Annotated in this window: 17 protein-coding genes and 4 tRNA genes; 8 read left to right on the top strand and 13 right to left on the bottom strand. The window is 66.3% G+C overall.

The window, feature by feature from the left end; genetic code table 11:
- Positions 1-82: 82 nt before the first annotated feature.
- The 3 genes from CQ039_RS02435 to CQ039_RS02425 all read right to left on the bottom strand — a co-directional run bounded on the left by CQ039_RS02435 (position 83) and on the right by CQ039_RS02425 (position 2,719).
- Positions 83-385 (bottom strand): SCP2 sterol-binding domain-containing protein, encoded by a 303-nt coding sequence (locus CQ039_RS02435; protein ID WP_105562281.1) that lies wholly within the window; start codon positions 383-385, stop codon positions 83-85.
- 118 nt (positions 386-503) lie between these two features.
- Positions 504-1,181, bottom strand: coding sequence for a TorF family putative porin (locus tag CQ039_RS02430; protein WP_105562282.1), 678 nt, complete (start codon positions 1,179-1,181; stop codon positions 504-506).
- A gap of 140 nt (positions 1,182-1,321) precedes the next feature.
- On the bottom strand, positions 1,322-2,719 hold the full coding sequence (locus CQ039_RS02425; RefSeq protein ID WP_105562283.1) for an ammonium transporter: 1,398 nt from the start codon (positions 2,717-2,719) through the stop codon (positions 1,322-1,324).
- A gap of 286 nt (positions 2,720-3,005) precedes the next feature.
- Here CQ039_RS02425 and CQ039_RS02420 point away from each other — a divergent pair, with 286 nt between their 5' ends.
- Positions 3,006-3,218, top strand: a complete 213-nt coding sequence (locus CQ039_RS02420; protein ID WP_105562284.1) for a hypothetical protein — start codon at positions 3,006-3,008, stop codon at positions 3,216-3,218.
- A 371-nt stretch (positions 3,219-3,589) separates the two neighbouring features.
- Here CQ039_RS02420 and CQ039_RS02415 read toward each other — a convergent pair.
- A tRNA-Ser gene (locus tag CQ039_RS02415) sits at positions 3,590-3,681 on the bottom strand.
- A gap of 214 nt (positions 3,682-3,895) precedes the next feature.
- On the opposite strand from CQ039_RS02415, the gene CQ039_RS02410 reads away from it, so the two are divergent.
- From CQ039_RS02410 to CQ039_RS02390, 5 genes are read left to right on the top strand one after another with little or no spacing between them, the layout of a single operon-like run.
- Entirely contained in the window at positions 3,896-5,374 is a 1,479-nt protein-coding gene (locus CQ039_RS02410; RefSeq protein ID WP_233190123.1) for an exopolysaccharide biosynthesis polyprenyl glycosylphosphotransferase, read from the top strand.
- A complete protein-coding gene (locus CQ039_RS02405; RefSeq protein WP_105562286.1) occupies positions 5,374-6,825 on the top strand; it encodes a lipopolysaccharide biosynthesis protein in 1,452 nt (483 codons plus the stop codon). Before CQ039_RS02410 ends, CQ039_RS02405 begins: the two co-directional genes overlap by 1 nt.
- Complete coding sequence (locus CQ039_RS02400; RefSeq protein ID WP_105562287.1) at positions 6,822-7,754, top strand: glycosyltransferase family 2 protein; 933 nt, start codon at positions 6,822-6,824, stop codon at positions 7,752-7,754. The genes CQ039_RS02405 and CQ039_RS02400 overlap by 4 nt, the downstream gene beginning before the upstream one ends.
- A complete protein-coding gene (locus CQ039_RS02395; protein ID WP_105562288.1) occupies positions 7,751-8,494 on the top strand; it encodes a polysaccharide deacetylase family protein in 744 nt (247 codons plus the stop codon). Before CQ039_RS02400 ends, CQ039_RS02395 begins: the two co-directional genes overlap by 4 nt.
- Positions 8,491-9,441, top strand: a complete 951-nt coding sequence (locus CQ039_RS02390; protein ID WP_105562289.1) for a glycosyltransferase family 2 protein — start codon at positions 8,491-8,493, stop codon at positions 9,439-9,441. Before CQ039_RS02395 ends, CQ039_RS02390 begins: the two co-directional genes overlap by 4 nt.
- On the opposite strand, the gene CQ039_RS02385 is transcribed toward CQ039_RS02390, so the two are convergent.
- Positions 9,438-10,139 (bottom strand): hfsB, encoded by a 702-nt coding sequence (locus CQ039_RS02385; protein ID WP_105562290.1) that lies wholly within the window; start codon positions 10,137-10,139, stop codon positions 9,438-9,440. The two genes, CQ039_RS02390 and CQ039_RS02385, sit on opposite strands and share 4 nt — an antisense overlap.
- A 54-nt stretch (positions 10,140-10,193) precedes the next feature.
- Entirely contained in the window at positions 10,194-11,639 is a 1,446-nt protein-coding gene (locus CQ039_RS02380) for a Wzz/FepE/Etk N-terminal domain-containing protein (protein ID WP_105562291.1), read from the bottom strand.
- Between the two features lie 118 nt (positions 11,640-11,757).
- Here CQ039_RS02380 and CQ039_RS02375 point away from each other — a divergent pair, with 118 nt between their 5' ends.
- Both CQ039_RS02375 and CQ039_RS02370 read left to right on the top strand, forming a co-directional pair.
- Entirely contained in the window at positions 11,758-12,477 is a 720-nt protein-coding gene (locus CQ039_RS02375) for a polysaccharide biosynthesis/export family protein (protein ID WP_105562391.1), read from the top strand.
- Positions 12,478-12,598: 121 nt separating this feature from the next.
- On the top strand, positions 12,599-12,958 hold the full coding sequence (locus CQ039_RS02370) for a GFA family protein (RefSeq protein WP_199183541.1): 360 nt from the start codon (positions 12,599-12,601) through the stop codon (positions 12,956-12,958).
- An 892-nt stretch (positions 12,959-13,850) separates the two neighbouring features.
- Here CQ039_RS02370 and CQ039_RS02360 read toward each other — a convergent pair.
- The 7 genes from CQ039_RS02360 to CQ039_RS02330 form a co-directional block, all read right to left on the bottom strand.
- Positions 13,851-13,927: transfer RNA gene (locus CQ039_RS02360), tRNA-Pro, on the bottom strand.
- Between the two features lie 67 nt (positions 13,928-13,994).
- Entirely contained in the window at positions 13,995-14,465 is a 471-nt protein-coding gene (locus CQ039_RS02355; RefSeq protein ID WP_233190124.1) for a DUF192 domain-containing protein, read from the bottom strand.
- A gap of 25 nt (positions 14,466-14,490) precedes the next feature.
- A complete protein-coding gene (locus CQ039_RS02350) occupies positions 14,491-15,036 on the bottom strand; it encodes a cold-shock protein (protein ID WP_233190125.1) in 546 nt (181 codons plus the stop codon).
- Positions 15,037-15,197: 161 nt separating this feature from the next.
- Positions 15,198-15,272: transfer RNA gene (locus CQ039_RS02345), tRNA-Glu, on the bottom strand.
- 159 nt (positions 15,273-15,431) lie between these two features.
- Positions 15,432-15,506, bottom strand: a tRNA-Glu gene (locus CQ039_RS02340).
- Positions 15,507-15,613: 107 nt separating this feature from the next.
- Positions 15,614-17,416: a single-stranded-DNA-specific exonuclease RecJ gene (recJ, locus tag CQ039_RS02335; RefSeq protein ID WP_105562295.1), complete on the bottom strand. Its 1,803-nt coding sequence runs from the start codon at positions 17,414-17,416 to the stop codon at positions 15,614-15,616.
- 63 nt (positions 17,417-17,479) lie between these two features.
- Positions 17,480-17,944 (bottom strand): hypothetical protein, encoded by a 465-nt coding sequence (locus CQ039_RS02330; protein WP_105562296.1) that lies wholly within the window; start codon positions 17,942-17,944, stop codon positions 17,480-17,482.
- Positions 17,945-17,958 lie beyond the last annotated feature (14 nt).

Raw genomic sequence — 17,958 nt, 5'->3', positions numbered from 1 at the left:
CGCGCTTCTGCGAGCGCCGATAGCAAAACGGCGCGGCCCCGAGGGAGCCGCGCCGTTCTTGTTCTGGTTGCTCAGAAACGCATCAGCGCTTCAGCAGCGGCGCCAGCTTCTGGGCGATCATCATGTCGCCGGCGATCTTCAGCTTGCCCTGCATGAAGGCCATCATCGGGTCCAGCTTGCCTTCCGACAGAGCGATGAAGTCGTCCCACTTCATCGAGACAGTGGCATCGGCGGGCTTGTCGTCGTTCGACACCGAGTTCGGCACCGATGCGCCGTCGATGAAGATCTTGCCGACGTCGCCAAGGTCCAGCTTGACGGTCTTGCCGAGGCCCGAGTTGTCGCCGACGGCGCCGCGGATGTGTTCAGTGACGGTGGTCAGGTCCATGTGCGTCTCTCCCAAGAGCAAGATTGAGGCGCAGGCGTAGCCCGCTGCGAAGGCGGCGCCAAGATCACGCTAGGGAAAGCGGCGACCGGTCGCGCCGTATCGCCGCCCCGCCTGTTGCCTAGAAGCTGGCCTTCAGCCCCACTACGAAACGGTCGTCGGTCAGCGGTCCGTCCACGTCCGTGTCATGATACCGCACGTCCACCGCCAGATTGTCGGTCAGGGCGTAGGCCAGGCCGACGTTCCAGGTCGTGTAGTCATCGGTGACATTCAGCCACTGATGGCCGACCGCGCCGGACACCGTCCACTTGTCCGCCAGAGCATAGGCGGCGTTCGCCTCCAGATAGGTCGCCTCGTCGTCCACGCCGAAGAAGTCGGGCGAATAATAGACTGCGGCGCCGACCGTCGCCGGTCCGATGGCCCGCGACGCCGCCGCCTTGAACTCGACATAGGTGTAGTCCGCCGCACTCGGCTCATTGACGTAGAAATAGCCGACGACGCCGAAGTCCAGCGCATAGCCCGCCGCCTCGGTGCGATAGCCGCCGTACAGATCGACCTCGGCGTCCGTATCATCGCCAAAGTCCACCATGGACGCCCAGGTTCCGGCGTAGAAGCCGCCGAAGGTGGCGTCGATCCCGCCTTGGAGCGCCGGGTCCTCGTCTGTCTGGCTGGCTCCACGGAAAACGTAATCGCTGACCACGCCGATGTTGAAGGCCACCTCTGGCGCGGACTGCGCCTGGGCGGCGCCCGCTCCAACGGTCAGCGCCAGCAACGACGCGCAAGCAAGTGCAAGTCTCATGACATATCCCCTCAAAGTTTGATTGATTCCGGTCACGCCTACTCATCCGACCGCTGGTGGAGCGCGGCCGGGCATTGGTTCCCTTGGCAGGTTCTTTGGGAATGGGACGCGGCGGGGAGGCGCCGCGTCCCGCCCCGCGCCTAGACGCCGTCCAACACTTCGCCGTGCAGGTGAGCGTCCAGGCCTTCCGTTTCCTGTTCGTCCGTGACGCGCAGGCCCGTGGTGTATTTGCAGATCAGCAGGATGATCAGGGTGCCGACCGCGCTCCACAGGATGGTCCAGACCAGACCCAGGGCCTGAGCCCCGATATTGGCCCCTTCCGACAGGCTGTTGATCGCCGTCGAGGCGAAGACGCCGGTCAACAGGGCGCCGACCAGACCGCCCGCGCCGTGCAGGCCGAAGGCGTCCAGGCTGTCGTCGTACTTGAGCAGCTTCTTCAGCCAGACCGAAGAGACATAGCAGGCCGGACCGGCGATCAGGCCGATGATGACCGCGCCCTTGGGATCGACAAAGCCCGCCGCCGGGGTGATGGCGACCAGGCCCGCGACCACGCCCGACAGGACGCCAATCAGCGACCACTTCTTCTTGTAGACGACCTCGACGAACTTCCAGGCCAGCGAGGCCGCAGCCGCCGCCAGCAGGGTGTTGATCAGGGCCGCGCCCATCAGGCCGTTGGCCGCGCCCGCCGAACCGGCGTTGAAGCCGATCCAGCCGACCAGCAGAAGCGAGGCGCCGATCATGGTCAGAACCGGATTGTGCGCCGTGATAGGCTCGACGCCGTAACCCTTCCTCGGCCCGAGGAACAGGGCGCAGACCAGGCCCGCCACGCCCGAGTTGACGTGAACCACGGCGCCGCCGGCGAAGTCCAGAACGCCTTGCGCGCCCAGGAAGCCCCCGCCCCAGACCCAGTGGGCGATCGGCGCATAGACCACCAGCGACCACAGGGCCGTGAACAGCAGCATCCCGGAGTATTTCAGCCGCTCGGCGAACGCCCCGGTGATCAGCGCCGGGGTGATAATGGCGAAGGTCAGTTGGAACGACACCCAGAGGAACTCCGGGATGCCCGGCAGCAGGCTGTGCGCCGTGTCCACCGTCACCCCGTTCAGGAACAGGGCGTCCAGGCTGCCGATATACTGGTTGATCCCTGCATCGCCGTTGGTCCCGAAGGCGATGGTGTAGCCGGCGATGAACCAGGTCAGCGACACCACCGCAAAGGCGGCGACCGACTGGGTGATGGTGGCGATCACATTTTTGCGGCGCACCATGCCACCGTAGAAGAGCGCCAGACCCGGCAGGGTCATCAGCAGGACCAGGGCGGTGGAGGTCCCCAGCCAGGCCGTGCCCGCCGCATCCAGCTCCAGCGGAACCTGATGTGAAAACAGCGCCGGAGCAGGCTCCGACGCTGTTGCAGCAGCACTAGCGATGTTGGCGACGGTCGCGGCGTCCGGCGCCGCAAGCGCCGCTCCGACGGCGAACAATCCGCCGGTTAGACAAAGCAGGGCGAGAAGCCCCGGTAAGCTGTTCTTGAACTGCGTCATGCGCGTATCCCCTCATGCGTTTCGCAGTTGCGAACTGTTTATCGCATCCGCAAAATCGACAAGGGCAAAAATGCAGCACCCAGAGAATTTTTAACCCGTAAGTCACCACTTTTCGACGCCAAGCAGAAACGAGACAGGGAAAATTTCGGACATTTTCGAAATATTCAGCCAAAAAATAACCACAAGGCGCGACAGAACGACCCACGATTGGCGATTTTACAGGCATTTACGACGGCGAGCCCTCCACCCTGTCTAGGATGCCGCGCAACTCCGACGCGAGGCCGCCATGAAACCCCAGTTGTCCCCTGACGACGCCCACCTGAACCGCCTGTGGCGCGAGACCTTCGGCCAGCCCATGCCCCTGATCGGCGCGCCGGACATCGCCCGCCGCATCCTGCGTCAGAACGGGGTCTCGGCTAGAGACCTGGCCCAGCCTCAGGACACCTCAGCCGCCCCAGTCGACGCACGGCCGGCAAGCCGACCAAAATCCAAAGTTTGATACGTCCGGCTTCAGACCGCAGCTCGACGCGCCCGAACCCGGCCCATCTCACCTGACGCGCCTCCCACGCTGTCCGGCAGTGCAGTCGGCTCAACCAGAGAGCCCGCCTCGACGCAGAACGGATTCAACTGTCCCTCCCATCCGCCATTGAGCGAGCAGGAATAACAGCCCGAAACCATGGCGCAGGCAGCAAGGACAGTCAGGATCTTCAGGGCGCGACAGGGCATCAGACCTCCTCCAACGGCGCCTGACCCTAACATCGTCGGACGAACCGTCACGGACGCTTTCGCAGCCTTAAACCGAGCCGCCGCAAGAAGTCCGATATTCCGAGTTTGCTTGAAGGGGTTGCTGAAACCCCGAGGCGGGGTTTCTGGCGGAGACGGAGGGATTCGAACCCTCGGTACCCCTTACAGGGTACGACGATTTAGCAAACCGTTGCCTTCAGCCACTCGGCCACGTCTCCGGCAGGCGGCGTGGATAGCCCGTCATTTGATGGCGCGCAACAAGCTAAGCGCAATCAATCACGTTAACGGGGGATAGACACCCGCCGTGCAAGGAAATAGCCCCTAATCTTCGTGTAGGATCACAACGTTCGTCTCATGCCGCCGGCCGACACCCTCCTTCCCGCAGCGGACGCGCCCAGCGCCAGAACGCGCCAGACGCGCGATTCGGCCGCTGTGGCGCGTGATTCGCACGCCGCGCCCGGCCGGGCGCGGCGCGGTCCGTTCCGGCCGGACGTCTGGCTGAACACCCGTCAGCGCAACGCGACCCGCCTGCGCGTCTTCTATTTCCGTGGGCTGGACATCGTTGGCCTGTTCGCCGCCACAGCTGTCGGCGTCGCCCATGTGTCCGGTGGTGCGCTCCTGTCGGCCCGACTGGCGGACGCTGCGCCGTTGGTGCTCGGCGCCGTAGCTGTGCTTGGCCTGCTCCGATCCCTGGGCCTATACCGGTTCGACAAGAGCCACGGCATCTTGTCGCATCTGGCGTCGGTCGCCGCTGTTGTCGCTTGCGGGGTCGCCGCGACCTTCGCGACAGGCTTGGTCCTGCATGGCGAACTGGCTCCCTGGGCCGAGTATGGCCGCTGGAGCCTGGGCCTGCTGAGCCTGATGCTGGCCCTGCACGCCGTATGGAGCCTGCTGGTCGCCGATTGGCGGCGCAAAGGCGCGCTGACTCCCAACATCGCCGTCGTCGGCGCCACCCGTCATGCCGAGCGCCTGATCCGGGAGGCGCTGCAGCGCCGTGATCTCAATGTCCTCGGCGTCTTCGATGATCGCCTGGCGCGCTCGCCCGATGCGGTCGAGGGCGTGCCGGTGCTGGGTGAGGCCAACGCCCTGCTGAACCATCGGCTGACCCCCTATATCGACCAGATCGTCCTGGCGATCGACCCCAAGGCCGAGGCGCGCGTGCGCGACCTGACCGCCCGCCTGAACGCCTTGCCCATCCGCCTGACCCTGCTGGTCGATCCCAAGACCGCCGAGCAGCGCAACGCCGCGCTGGAGAAGCTGGCGCAATCCCCGATGGCCCCCCTGGAAGGCCCGGTCGATCCTGAACGTCGCGCTTTCAACAAACGCCTCCAGGACATGGTTCTAGCGTCTGTCGGTCTGATTCTGCTGTCGCCCCTGCTGCTCCTCATCGGCTTGCTTGTGCGCTTCGACAGCCCCGGCCCCGCCATGTTCCGGCAACGTCGTCACGGCTTCAATCAGGAAGAAATCGTGGTGTGGAAGTTCCGCACCATGCGTCACGCCGACGCCGACGCCACGGCCAGCCGCCAGGTGACGGCGGACGACGACCGCATCACCCGGATCGGCCGCTTCCTGCGCGCGACCAGCCTGGACGAACTGCCGCAGCTTCTGAACGTGCTGCGAGGCGAAATGTCGCTGGTCGGCCCTCGCCCGCACGCCATCGGCATGAAGACCGGCGAGATCGAGTCGGCGCGACTGGTCGCTGATTACGCCCACCGTCACCGGATCAAGCCCGGCATGACCGGCTGGGCGGCGATCAAGGGGTCTCGCGGCCCCATGCATACCGCGCCTGAGGTGCGTCGCCGCGTCCAACTGGACATCGACTATATCGAGCACCAGTCCTTCTGGCTGGACCTCTGGATCATCGCTGTGACCATCCCCGTCCTACTCGGCGACCGGATGTCGGTGCGCTGATGTTCTGGCGTGGGGTGCTGGGCTATCTGCCCGCCAACATCATTCAGGGCGTCGTCGGCTTCCTGGCGGTCATCGTCTATACGCGCCTGCTCAGCGCCGAGGACTTCGGCCGCTACGCCCTGGCCTTCTCGGTCATGACCCTGGCGCATGTGGCGACCTTTAGTTGGCTGGAAGCCGCCATGGCGCGCTTCTGGGCCGCCCAGCGCGACGGCGCCGACATGGCCAGTCACTTCGCCAGCCTCTATCGCACCGCCTTCATCATGACCGCCCTGTTCCTGCCGCTGGCGGGACTGGTGGTCTGGTTGTGGCCCATGCCAGACAGCTTCCGGCTGCCCATAGGCGTGGCTCTGCTTGGGATACCAGTTCGTTGCCTGACCAAGCTGGCGCAGGAGCGCTATCGGGCGGCGGGCGAGGTGCGCAAGGCCGCCAGCCTCGACATCTGGAATACCTTGGCCGGCTTCGGCGTCGGCGCCGCCTTCGCCCTCTCGGGCGGGGGCGCGTCTTCGCCGCTGGCAGGGCTGCTGATCGCTCCCCTGTTCGCCCTGCCCTTCATCCTGCCCGGCGAACTGCGCGAGGCGCGCAGCGGCGTCGTGGATCGCGAACGGCTGAAGAGCTACGCCGTCTATGGCTACCCTATCGCCGCCTCCCTGGGTCTCGCCCTGGTGCTGGCCTCAACGGACCGTTTCCTGCTGGCTATGTTCATGGATGAGGCGGCGGTCGGCGCCTATCACGCAGGCTACAGCATCGCCAATCGAACCCTCGATGTCCTGTTCATCTGGCTGGGAACTGCCGGCACACCCGCCCTGGTTATGGCGCTCGAGCGCGGCGGACGCGAGCAACTTCAGGCCGCAGCGCGCGAACAGGCCTCGACCCTGATCCTGATCGGTCTGCCGGCGGCTGTCGGCGTGGCTCTGGTCGCCCGCCCTCTGTCGGAGTTCATGATCGGCGAAGACCTACGGGACGCCGCTACCCTAGTCACGCCATGGATCGCCCTGTCGTCATTGCTAGCCGGCATGACGGTCTATTACTTCCATCAGGCCTTCACCCTGGGGCGCCGCACGGGTTGGCTGCTGGCGGCCATGAGCGTGCCGGCGATCTCGAACGTCCTGCTCAACATCATCCTGATCCCGTCCTTTGGCGTTCTGGGCGCCGCCTGGGCGACCGCCGCCAGCTTCGCCATCGGCCTGGTCGCATCCTGGGCCATGGGGCGTCGCATCCTGCCCCTGCCGACACCCTGGAGCACCCTGGGTCAGTGCGCTCTGTGCTGCGGGGTCATGGCGCTGGCCGTCTGGTTCCTGCCGCCCATCGGCGGCTTCCCTGAGCTGATGCTGGACGCTTCGGTCGGCGCGACCGTCTATGGCGTCTGCGCCTTCGCTCTGAACGCGGGCGGCGTGCGCGAACTGGCTCAGCGGCTGTTCCGCGCCATCCAGGCACGAAAGGCCGCCGCATGACCGCCGCCATTCACGACAACCCGGCGTGGAGCGCCGCCCGCCCGGCCCTGTCGGTGCTTATCCCCTTCCTGCGCGATGATCCCGACGCCCTGATCGCCCTCCTCGAACGTGAAGCCGATGGGTTGAACGGCGCCGCCGAGGCGATCCTGCTGGACGACGGCACCGGCGACGCAGCCTTGACCGCCCGGCTGATCGCCCGGATCAACGCCAGCGCCCTGCCGATCCGCCTGATCTCCCTGTCCCGCAACGAGGGCCGCTCCATCGGGCGTAACCGGTTGGCGACCGCGGCGCGAGGCTCCAGCCTGCTGTTCCTCGACAGCGACATGCGCCCGGACCACGATCGGTTCGTGCAAACCTGGGCCGACCTGGCCCGCGCGGGCGAAACGGCCGTAGCCTTCGGCGGGTTTTCCTTGCTGCAAGCCCCCGACGACGCCCGCTTCGCGGTTCATCGCAGCATGGCGGCCCGATCTGACTGCATCGCCGCCGACCAGCGCGCCCTGCAGCCCGAGAAATACGTCTTCACCTCGAACCTTCTGGTCCGCCGCGACGTCTTCGAGGCCGAGGCTTTCGACCCTGGCTTCAGCGGCTGGGGCTGGGAAGACGTCGAATGGGCCATGCGCGTCTCGCGCCGGTTCCAGGTCGAGCATATCGACAACCCCGCCACACATATGGGCCTGGACACCGTGGAAACCCTGGCCGCCAAATACGAGCAGTCAGCGCCTAATTTCGCCCGCGTTGTAGCCAAGCACCCCGATTTCGTCGCCGCCTATCCCAGTTATCGCGTCGCGCGGCGGCTTCAGGCCGTGCCGGGATTGAAGACGATCCGCCCCCTGTTCCGGCAGGCGGCGCGCACCTCCATCCTGCCGGTCGGCCTTCGCGCCTTCAGCCTGCGGCTCTACCGCGTCGCCCTCTATGCGGAGGCGATATGATCCAACCCTACACCCCGGATGTCAGCCTGAGGGGCAAGCTGCGTCGCCGGTTCGCGCGTCTGACTCATCGGCGTCCGGCGCGGCTCGAGCTGAAGCGCCCCATCGTCAGCTTCACCTTCGACGATATTCCCGCCAGCGCCGCCCATGCGGGGGCTCAGGCGCTGGAGAAGCACGGCGCGCGCGGCACATTCTACGTATGCGCCGGCCTGTTCGGACAGGCCGGCCACATGGGGCGTTTCGCCAACGCCGCCGAAATCAGCACCCTGATCCATCAGGGGCATGAGGTCGCCGGTCACACGCTCGACCACGTCGATTGCCACCGCACCGCGCCGGCTGATCTGGAAGCGGATCTGGACGCCAACGACCTCGCCCTGCGAGGCCTCGGAGCCGCCCCGCTTCATTTCGCCTACCCCTATGGTGAGGTTTCGCCCCGCGCCAAGAAGCAGTTGGGCGCCCGCTATGCCTCGCTGCGCGGCGTGCACAAGGCTCTGGTCCATGATGGCGGCGACCGCAATCAACTGCCCGGCGTCGGCATCGAAGGCCCCGACGGCGAGGCGCTGGCCCGCGCCTGGATCGACCGCGCCGTGGCCGAGCAGGCCTGGCTGATCCTCTACACCCACGATGTGCGCGAAACCCCGTCGCCCTGGGGCTGCACGCCTGATGCGCTTGATCGGCTGATCGACTACGCTCGCATGGCTGGCTGCGACATTCGCACTGTCGGCGAGGTTCTGGCCGCATGAGCGCGCAAGCCGACGTCACCGTCATCATCCCCACCTTGCGCCGCCCCGACAGCCTGGAGCGCGCTATGCGCTCAGTCTTGGCCCAGGTCGGCGTCGTGGATCGCCTGCGCGAGATCATCGTCGTCGACAACGACCCCGAGGCCAGTTCCCGCGAGTTGACGACCCGCCTCGCCGCCGAAGCCTCGCTTCCGGTCGTCTGGCGTCACGCCCCACGTCCCGGCGTCGCCACGGCCCGCAATGAAGGCCTGGCGGCCACGACCGCGCCCCTGATCGCCTTCCTTGACGACGACGAGGCCGCCTCGACCGGCTGGCTCGCCGCCTTGCTCTCCGCCCAGGAAGCGACCGGCGCCGACGCCGTCTTCGGCCCCATTCGCGGTCGTGTGCCTGATGAAACCGGCTGGACCACGCCCTATCTGGAACGCTTCTTCGGTCGCGAAGGCCCCCCCGACAGCCGGCTCATCGACATCCCGTACGGCTGCGGCAACTCCTTGCTGGTGCGGGCCACCGCCCTGCCCGGCGCCGCCCCCTTCAATCTCGCGGCTGACCAGTCAGGCGGCGAGGACGACGCCTTGTTCGCCGCCCTGGCGGGGCGTGGCGGTCGCTTCGGTTGGGCCGCAGACGCCTGGGTCGATGAGTTCGCACCGCCCCACCGCGCCACCTTGCGCTACGCCCTGACGCGGGCCTTCGCCTATGGTCAGGGCCCGAGCCAGACCGCCGCCGCCGCCCGCGACTGGCCTAGGGTGGCCCGCTGGATGGTCATCGGCGCCGCCCAGGCCGGTGTCTGGCTATTCGCCGCCGCAGGCCTGACGCTGATCGCCAGCCCGCGCCGCGCGGACATGCTGGATCGCAGCGCACGTGGCCTAGGAAAACTTTTCTGGATGAAGGGCTTCGAGCCGCATTTTTACGGCGCGCGCGAACTTGATCGCCTGAATCGACAGCCGGCCTAACCCGCCAGACGCTTCAAGATCGCGGGCGGCGACCAGGTCGAGCGGTTCATCACCACACCGGCGATCTGCCCGCCCACGGCGTCGATCTCGTCACGCAGCGCCACTGGTTCGCCAGCCGCCGTGGTCTCGGCCGCGACCACCAGTATGGTGGCGTCGATAAAGGGCGCCAGGGTGATCGCCATATCGCTGCGATCGGCTGCGGGCGTGTCGATGACCACAGTGTCGGCATGACGGCGCAGCCCCGCCCAATACCGCGCCTCGCCCAGAGGCTCGACCCGTTGGCCCGCGCGGGTCAGTTCCATATGGAAGCGCGTCACGAACAACCGTCCGCCCAGACAGGCGCGCGCAGTCATCAGACGCGCGGGCGGCACCGGCAGGCCGTCTCGGCCGCGCATGGGCGGCGTCACAGCATAGAAGGCCGAGCCGTCGGGTGAGGCCTTCACCGGCGCCGCCAGCCGCCCGAACCGCTCGGGCTCAGCCGCGATGGCGTCCAGTTGCCCTTGCTGGGCCAGGTCGCCGTCAATCAGCCAGACGGGCTTTCTGGCGCGCACCGCCGCTAGCCGGGCAAACTCACGCGCCACGGTCGAGGTCCCCTCGCCGCTGGTCGCCGACACGAACTGGATCACGCGGCCGCGATGAGCCGACGCTGGCCCCAGCGCCGCCCACAATCCCGCCATTTCCGTCGTCAGATCGACCATCGAATCGGTTACGCGCTCATTCCAAGCCGTCAGCCTAGCATGACCGTTAGGCGATCAGGCGCGCTTCATCGGCGCGACGGCCAATACCGGCAGTTGCAGAGTGCGACTGGCGGTCGACGGCATCGAGAAACCCTTGCGCAGGAAGACCCGCACCAGACCGACGCACAGCGCCGTGAACCCCGCGAACAGGAAGGCGGCGATGAACAGCACGGCCTTCATGCTCTTGCCCCGAGACGGCGGCTGGGCGCGTTCGATCACCGTGACATTGTCTGCGCCTGCCTTGACCAGTTCATTGTCGGCGCGGCTCTGGGTCTCACGCAGTTGGAACTCACGGATCGAGGCCGACAGGACCTCGCGATTGCCGGACAGGGTGGCGTTGCGCGATTCCAGCTCGGTCAGACGGGCCTGACGCGCCCGCAGGTCCACGACCTGGCGGTCCAACACGGTAAGGCGGGCGGCCAGGGAGTCGCGCTCGGCCTGAGCATTGATGCGGGTGGTTTCCAGCTCGACCCAGATCGGATTGGGGCCCGTGCGGACCTCCTTGGCCCCGACGGCCGTTCCCGTGCCGACATAGGCCTGAAGCTGGGCGATCTGGTTCTCGATCTCGCGCACCGGCTGAGCGTCGGGCTGATAGCGCGACAACAGGGTCTCGCGCTGGGTCCGCAGTTGCAGGATCTGATCCTGCGCCGAAATGTTCAGGTCCTGCTGCAGCGCGATTTCCGCTGGCGTCCGGTTTTGCTGCGCCACCAGGGTCGCCAGACGCTGAGCGGCCTGGTTCAGTTGCGCCTGTACGTTCATCCGCTCGGCGAAGATCGACTGATAGGTGCCCGCGAGCGTGGCCTTGGCCGTGGCGAAGTCGCCGATATTGTTGCTGCTCAGGAAGGCCTCATAGGCCCGGTCGGCATCCGCCAGCTCGCCTTCAAAGGTCTGACGCTGGGTCTGGATGGCCGGGGTCGCGCGATCCTGAAAGACCTCACGGCGATAGGTCAGATACTGGTCGATCACCGTGTTCAGCACACGCGCCGACAGGGCCGGATCGTCGCTCTTGTAGGTCAGGCCCACGACAGGGCTCAGCGGCGCCGCCGACACGTCCAGACCGGCGCTGACGGCGCGCACGGCGGCGGCTTCCTGTTCGGCGGCCGTGCCTGTGGCTGGCTTGCCGTCCTGGAAGGTCTCGACGCCCAGGGCGCGAACGACGCGCTGCTTGACCTCAAGGCTGTTCAGGATGGCGGCTTCCGACTGCGCCACCTCGCCGGCGGCGGGCGGCGCCCCGCGGTCCGTGGCGCCCACACGCGGCTGATAGACATATTCCTGGCCCACGCCGACGAACAGACTGGCGCCGGCCGTATAGGTCTTCTTGAGCGTCAGGGCCGCCGCCGCGCCGATGATGAACAGAATGGCGAAGATCAGAATCATCAGCCACAGTTCGCGGAACAGCAGAACCACGACGTCGAGGACGCCGTACCGCGGTCGGGAGGCTGCATAGGCTGTCGAACGCATGAACCGGGCAATCCGTTGGAATCGTCGAGCACACCTTTGCCGCTGGCACGTTAACCACCCGTTACCCATAACCGTTCAGCCTGAGTTCAATCCGATTTCAAGCTTGGTCATCGCCTCCATGATCCCTGATCGTCGTCTCGTCCTGATGGGTCTCGCCGCCGGCCTGACCGGCTGCGCCAGCGCCTCGGCGCACGATGGGAGTCGGGTGCAAGGCGTTGGCGCGGATCAATTTCCCGATGTGCCCTTCGCCGACTGGACCGACATCGAGCCCGAATACCTGCTCTATCCTGGCGACGAGATCGAGGTCGCGACCCCGACGGCCACAGAACTGACGCGTCAGCTCAAGATCGGCCCCGACGGTCGCGTCTCTCTGCCCCTGCTTGGCCACGTCATGGCCGCTGACCGCACCTTGTCGCAGCTTGAAGCCGATATTTCAGCAGGTTACGCCACGCAGCTGCGTCGCCCCGAGGTCGAGGTGACTTTGCGTGTGGCCGGCCCGCTCAAGGTCTGGGTGGACGGCGAGGTTCGCAATCCGGGCGTCTTCGACATGCCGGGCGACATCGACGCCTATCAGGCCGTCATCATGGCCGGCGGCGCCCTGCCCTCGGCCAAGGCGCAACAGGCCGCCCTGATCCGGCGCGGCCCCGGCGGCGTGCGCATGATGCGCGTGGTCGACCTTCGCCCGCGCCAAAGCGAAGTCGTGGCCCTGCGTCGCGGCGACATCATCTTCCTGCCGCGCTCCACGCTTGGCGAACTGGCGGCCTTCTTCACCCTGTTCCGTTCCGCCCTGCCGATCGGCTTCAGCTACGCCCTGAACGGCGGCTACGCCTCGACCTGACCCGCATTGATGAAATCCGTCGCACGGATAACCTTGTGTGATGAGAGCAGAATCAGTCGTTCGCGGCAGTTGCCTATGCGGGGATGTCGCCTACGAGGTCTCGCCGCCGTTCGCGATGTTCGTGAACTGCCATTGTTCGCGCTGTCGAAAATCCAGCGGCGCGGCCTTCACCACCAACGCCGTCGTCGCCCCGGACGCCTTCAGGTGGACCCGAGGTCAGGATCAGGTGGCGCGCTTCGACCTGCTCTCGGCGAGAAGCTTCGCGACCGCATTTTGCAAGAGCTGCGGCTCGCCGCTTCCCCATTTCACGCGCAGCGGTCGTCAGGTCATCATCCCGGGCGGGTCATTCGACGACGACCCCGGCGTGACCGCCACCCTGCATGAATGCTGGTCCTCTCGCGCCCCCTGGTATCGCCACGGCGCCGAGATCCCAACCGATGACGATCCATTGCACGCCGATGGATCAGTCTCCGACGGATAATCGCTCGAAGGCCCACTGACATGCACGCACTATGTCAGCATTGGGTCGCGCACCTAAGGTCCGCTTTCGACCCGTTGCGGACCTTCGTCACCATTCGTAGCCTGCTGTAATGGTAGTGCGCTGGACGAACCTGATTGAAGCCATCTTGCTGGCTCTCGGCGGATTGGCGGCGATGGTCTTTTTGCCGGAAGCCGTTAACAGCTATGGGCGGGAGCCTGAGGATGTTTGGCTGTTGTCGTTCTGGCTGGTGTTTTGCCTCGCTTTTGGGGGGCTCTGCTTATGGAATGCCCTTAGCGTTACCATACCGTGCGGAGCCAGCAGACGCCCTCTCCTCATATCTAACTGGACGGCCACAGCACTCCTGATCCCAGTCGCACTGGCTGGCATTGGTGACATCGTGCTGCTGATGATTGGCGCAGTAGCTTTGATGGGCCCGGTGGCGCAGTTGCTACGCTTTCGACACACCCGACAGCGAGTTGCGTAGTCCTCAGCAAATGGGTGTCCGCTTCCCACCCTTATGGGACCCTCTGCGAGTCTGCTATTGGTGACTTGCTTTCCAGCGAGAGGGACAACCAACGATGAAGCGTTTCTCCCCACGGCAGTTTTGGGCGGGAATTGCCTTGATGGCCGTGTGGAGCGGTTTCTGCAGCTACATCGTCACAGACAACAATATCGCCCGCGTCATCACGTTCCTAATGCTGACAGTCCCAGCATTTTTATGGAGCTGGAAAAGACGAAACGCGGAAAAATAGCGTCACGCCCGCCCTATCGAACCTCAAACAAGTCCGCCTTTGGATGCTGAGGGCAGTGTCGATCGGAAAGTTGATCAAAAAGCGGCGCTTCGCCGCTCGGACGAGCGCAAAAGCCCGTCCCGCCCAAACGGGCTAATCCATGGTCGGGGCGAGAGGATTCGAACCTCCGACCCTCTGGTCCCAAACCAGATGCGCTACCAGGCTGCGCTACACCCCGAACCGATGGAGCGCCCTATTGGCACGGGCGGCGGCGCACCGCAACGCATTGAACGCCTTAATCTACGTCAGGGACGAAAGAAGCTGTGGCGAACCTGGTCGCCGGGCTTGGCGCCGATCTCGTCGGCCCGCCCGGCGCGCAGCTCCAGCACGCCGTTGGCCGCGCCGTTCGACGGCAGGGGCGTCTGCGAATAGGGCGTGGCGTGGCTGGCGATCGAGACGATGCGCCCCTGCGGGTCGATGTAGAGAATGTCCAGCGAGCTGGGCGTGTTCTTCATCCAGAAGCTCTGCTCGCTGGCCGCCGGGAACTGGAACAGCATCCCCCGGTCGTCGTCCAGCGGCGGGCGATACATCAGGCCGCGCTCGCGCTCGGCGTCGTCGTCGGCGATCTCGACCATGAACTTGTGCTCGCCCGAAGCGGTCACGATGCTCAGCGGCTCCAGTGGCTGCCCCGCCGCGTCCACCGGACCCTTGGGCGCACAGGCCGAGGCCGCCAATGCGAGAACACCGGTCAGCAGCATACGACGCGAGAAATTCATGACTTCGCCCCTCAAAGGACGAAACCTATTCGCCCGGTCTGATCTCGGCGACCACCAGGCCCTTGGGGCCGTCGGCGAACCGCACCTGCACCGCATCGCCGGGAACCAGATCATCCAGCCCGCAGCGCCGCAGCGTTTCTACATGGACGAAGATATCGCCGGCCGCGCCGTCGCGCACCACGAATCCATAGCCCTTGGTGCGATTGAACCATTTGACGACCGCTGTCTCCAGCGGCCCGCCGCCGGCCATCTCCGGGACCGCGCGCGGCGAGGTCGATCGCGGGGCTTCGCGGCGGATCGGCAGAGGCGCGCCCTGCCCCAGGTCGAGCACGCGCACGACCTGCCACCCCTTGGCTCGGCGCGCGCATTCGCAGGTGATGGCGGCGCCCTCGGCGGCGGCTTCATGGCCCCCGTCGCGCAGGCTGCTGACATGCAAAAGCACGTCCTTCAACTCGGTCAGGTCGGGCTCATCGGGCACAATGAAGCCGTAGCCCTTGCCCGGATCGAACCATTTCACTGTGCCAGCGATCAGAACGACGTCCGGCGCTTCAATCTCATCGTAGTCCGACAACTCACAAACCCCCGCCTGCAAAGCGCGCAGAGGCTATGATTAACACGGTTCTGTGAGGCTCGGAAAAACAAAAATGACGATTTTAAGCCCGTCAATCGACAAAAAGCGCACATTACGCCCCAAGGGCGATTTCAGCTGGCGATGTGGGGGATAGCTCCGCGTGGCAGTCCCTAGGGGAGTCGAACCCCTCTTTTCAGGTTGAAAACCTGACGTCCTAACCGATAGACGAAGGGACCGCTGCGCGGAGGAGCGGTCTGATACCCCCGCCCCCCGGATGTTGCAAGCCTGTTTTTCAACTTTCCGAACAAAGACTTCGCAGTCGCGTATCGCATACGAAATCGGCCCTTGGCGGGCTGATGCAGACTGTCGATGTCAGGGGAAAGGATAGCTCCGCGTGGCAGTCCCTAGGGGAGTCGAACCCCTCTTTTCAGGTTGAAAACCTGACGTCCTAACCGATAGACGAAGGGACCGCTGCGCGGAGGACCGGGGTAATAGCCGTCGATTCCGTCGCTTGCAAGCGCCTGCTGCGCAGTTTGTGCGACTTTTTCAAAGACCTGCGCTCGGCAACGCCAAAACCTCAGGCCATGCGCGGATCGGCGACGTCCTCGATCTCGAATTGCACGCCGCGACGGCCGTTCCAGTCATCCGCCTTCAGTCGCCCGACCAGGTTCAGCCCGCCCTGCCCCGCCAACAGCGCCTTGCCGCCGGGCAGGTCGGCGCAGCGCCAGGCGATGGCCCGCACCGAGGCCCCGTCCGGTCCGACCAGACGACAGCGCACATGGCCGCCGTTCATGGCGACCGGTTCGCGCGCCTGAACCCCTTGCAGGGCGAACAGAGGTTCGGGGTTGGCGGGACCATAGGGCGCTAGTTGCTCGAAGGCCTCGAACAGGTCGCGCGTCGCCGCGCGCGGGTCGATCAGGGCGTCCACCTCGACCCAGTCCTGGGCCACGGCCTCGGCGCGTTCGCCCGACAGTCGGTCGTTGAGGAAGGCGCGCAGTTCGTCGATCCGGTCCGCCGCCACCGTCAGGCCCGCCGCCATGGCGTGCCCCCCGCCGGCGATCAGGACGCCTTCGTTCCATGCGGCCTGTACGGCGCGGCCCAGGTTCATGCCCGGCTGCGATCGGCCCGAGCCCTTGCCCAGACCGTTGATGGCGTCGACGCCGATGACGATGACCGGCTTTCTCCAGCGTTCGCGCAGACGCCCGGCGACGATGCCGACCACGCCGGGGTGCCAGTCCTCGCCCGAAACAACCACGAGGGCCGATTCATCCGCGTGCGCGCCGGTCGCCTCGACCCGGCGCACGGCCTGCTCCGTCACCTGGGTCTCGACCTCGCGTCGGGCGATGTTCAGGGCGTCCAACTCCTGCGCCAGCATCTTCGCCTCGTCGGGATCGTCAGTGGACAGCAGACGCGCGCCCAGATCCGACTTGCCGATCCGCCCGCCCGCATTGATGCGCGGCCCCAGGATGAAGCCCGCATGATTGGACTTGGCCGGTCCCGGCTCGGCTCCGGCGGCGGCCAGCAGGGCTCTCAAGCCCGGATTCTTCCAGTCCGACATGACCTTCAGGCCCAGACTGGTCAGAGCCCGGTTGAAGCCGGTCAGCCCCGTCACATCGCAGATGGCCCCCATGGCGGCCAGATCCAGCCACTGGCGGATGTCCGGCTCTGCCCTGCCTTCAAACAGCCCCCGCGCCCGCGCCTCGCGGTTCAGCGCCGCCAACAGGACGAACACCACGCCCGCCGCCGCCAGATTGCCCTGGCCCGAGTTACAGCCCGGTCGGTTCGGATTGACCACGGCCAGACAGGCCGGCGGCTCCTCGCGCATCATGTGGTGGTCGATGACCACGACGTTCAGCCCGATGGCGGCGGCATGAGCTACCGCCTCGTTGGCCGCCGCCCCGCAGTCCACGGTGATGACCAGATCGGCGCCGCGCGCCTTCAACGTGTCGAACGCCCGCGCGCTAGGGCCATAGCCCTCGGTCAGGCGGTCGGGGACATAGATGGGCAGCTCCGCGCCCAGCGTGCGGAACCAGCGCACCAGCAAGGCCGCGCTGGACGCTCCGTCCACGTCATAGTCGGCAAAGACGTGGATGCTGCTGCCCGCCTGAAGCGCATCGATAATGGCGGCCGCCGCCGTGTCCATGTCCATGAAGCTGGACGGATCGGGGAACAGGGCCCGCAGCGTCGGCGTCAGGAAGTTCTGCCCCTGATCCGCCGCCACGCCGCGCGCGGCCAGCGCCCGCGCCATCGGCTCGTCCAGATCCAGCGCCTGCATATGGGCGCGGATGGTCCCTGCCTCGGCCGGGCGCTGCCGCCAGGCGCGACCCGACAGCGAGCGCGAGACGTCGAGGAAGGCGGGACTGTTTCCACCGTCAGCCATGAGGAATCCTTGTCAGTCCGGCCATCATTCCGGGATTCTGTCAGCCAGGCGACGCGCCGTCGGTCAGGGGCGCGGACGGTCGATCGGCGGCGGCGCGGCGGCGCGGCGGCGCAAGGCCTCGGCGAAGGCCTCGACCTCCTGCGGCGTCTGGGCGCCGATCGGGGCCATGCGGGCCGGATCAAAGCGCTGCTGGATCGATTCGACGAAGGTCGCCGGGTCGCTGTCCATCGTCCAGTCGATGCCGGCCACCTGGGTCGCCAGTCGGGCGTTGTCAGCCTTCAGCGTGCCGACGTTCGCAGCGATCTGAGCCGGTTGCGGCAGGTCCGTCGGCGTCGCCGGGAAATCGGCCCAGCGCGGGTATTGCCGGTGTGCGTCCACCAGTTCCTGCACCCTAGGCGCGACGGGCGAAGTCATGTCCGTCTGCGGGTCGAACGAGCCGACGCAGCCGCCCGTCAGCAACAGCAGGCCGGTCATCGCCGGCAGGATCGTCTTTTTCGGCAGGAACACGTTCATTTCGACCCCGGTCATATGCCATCATCGCG

This window comes from Brevundimonas sp. MYb52 (assembly GCF_002979535.1).
Classification (GTDB): domain Bacteria; phylum Pseudomonadota; class Alphaproteobacteria; order Caulobacterales; family Caulobacteraceae; genus Brevundimonas.
This window is presented reverse-complemented; position numbering and strand designations above follow the sequence as displayed.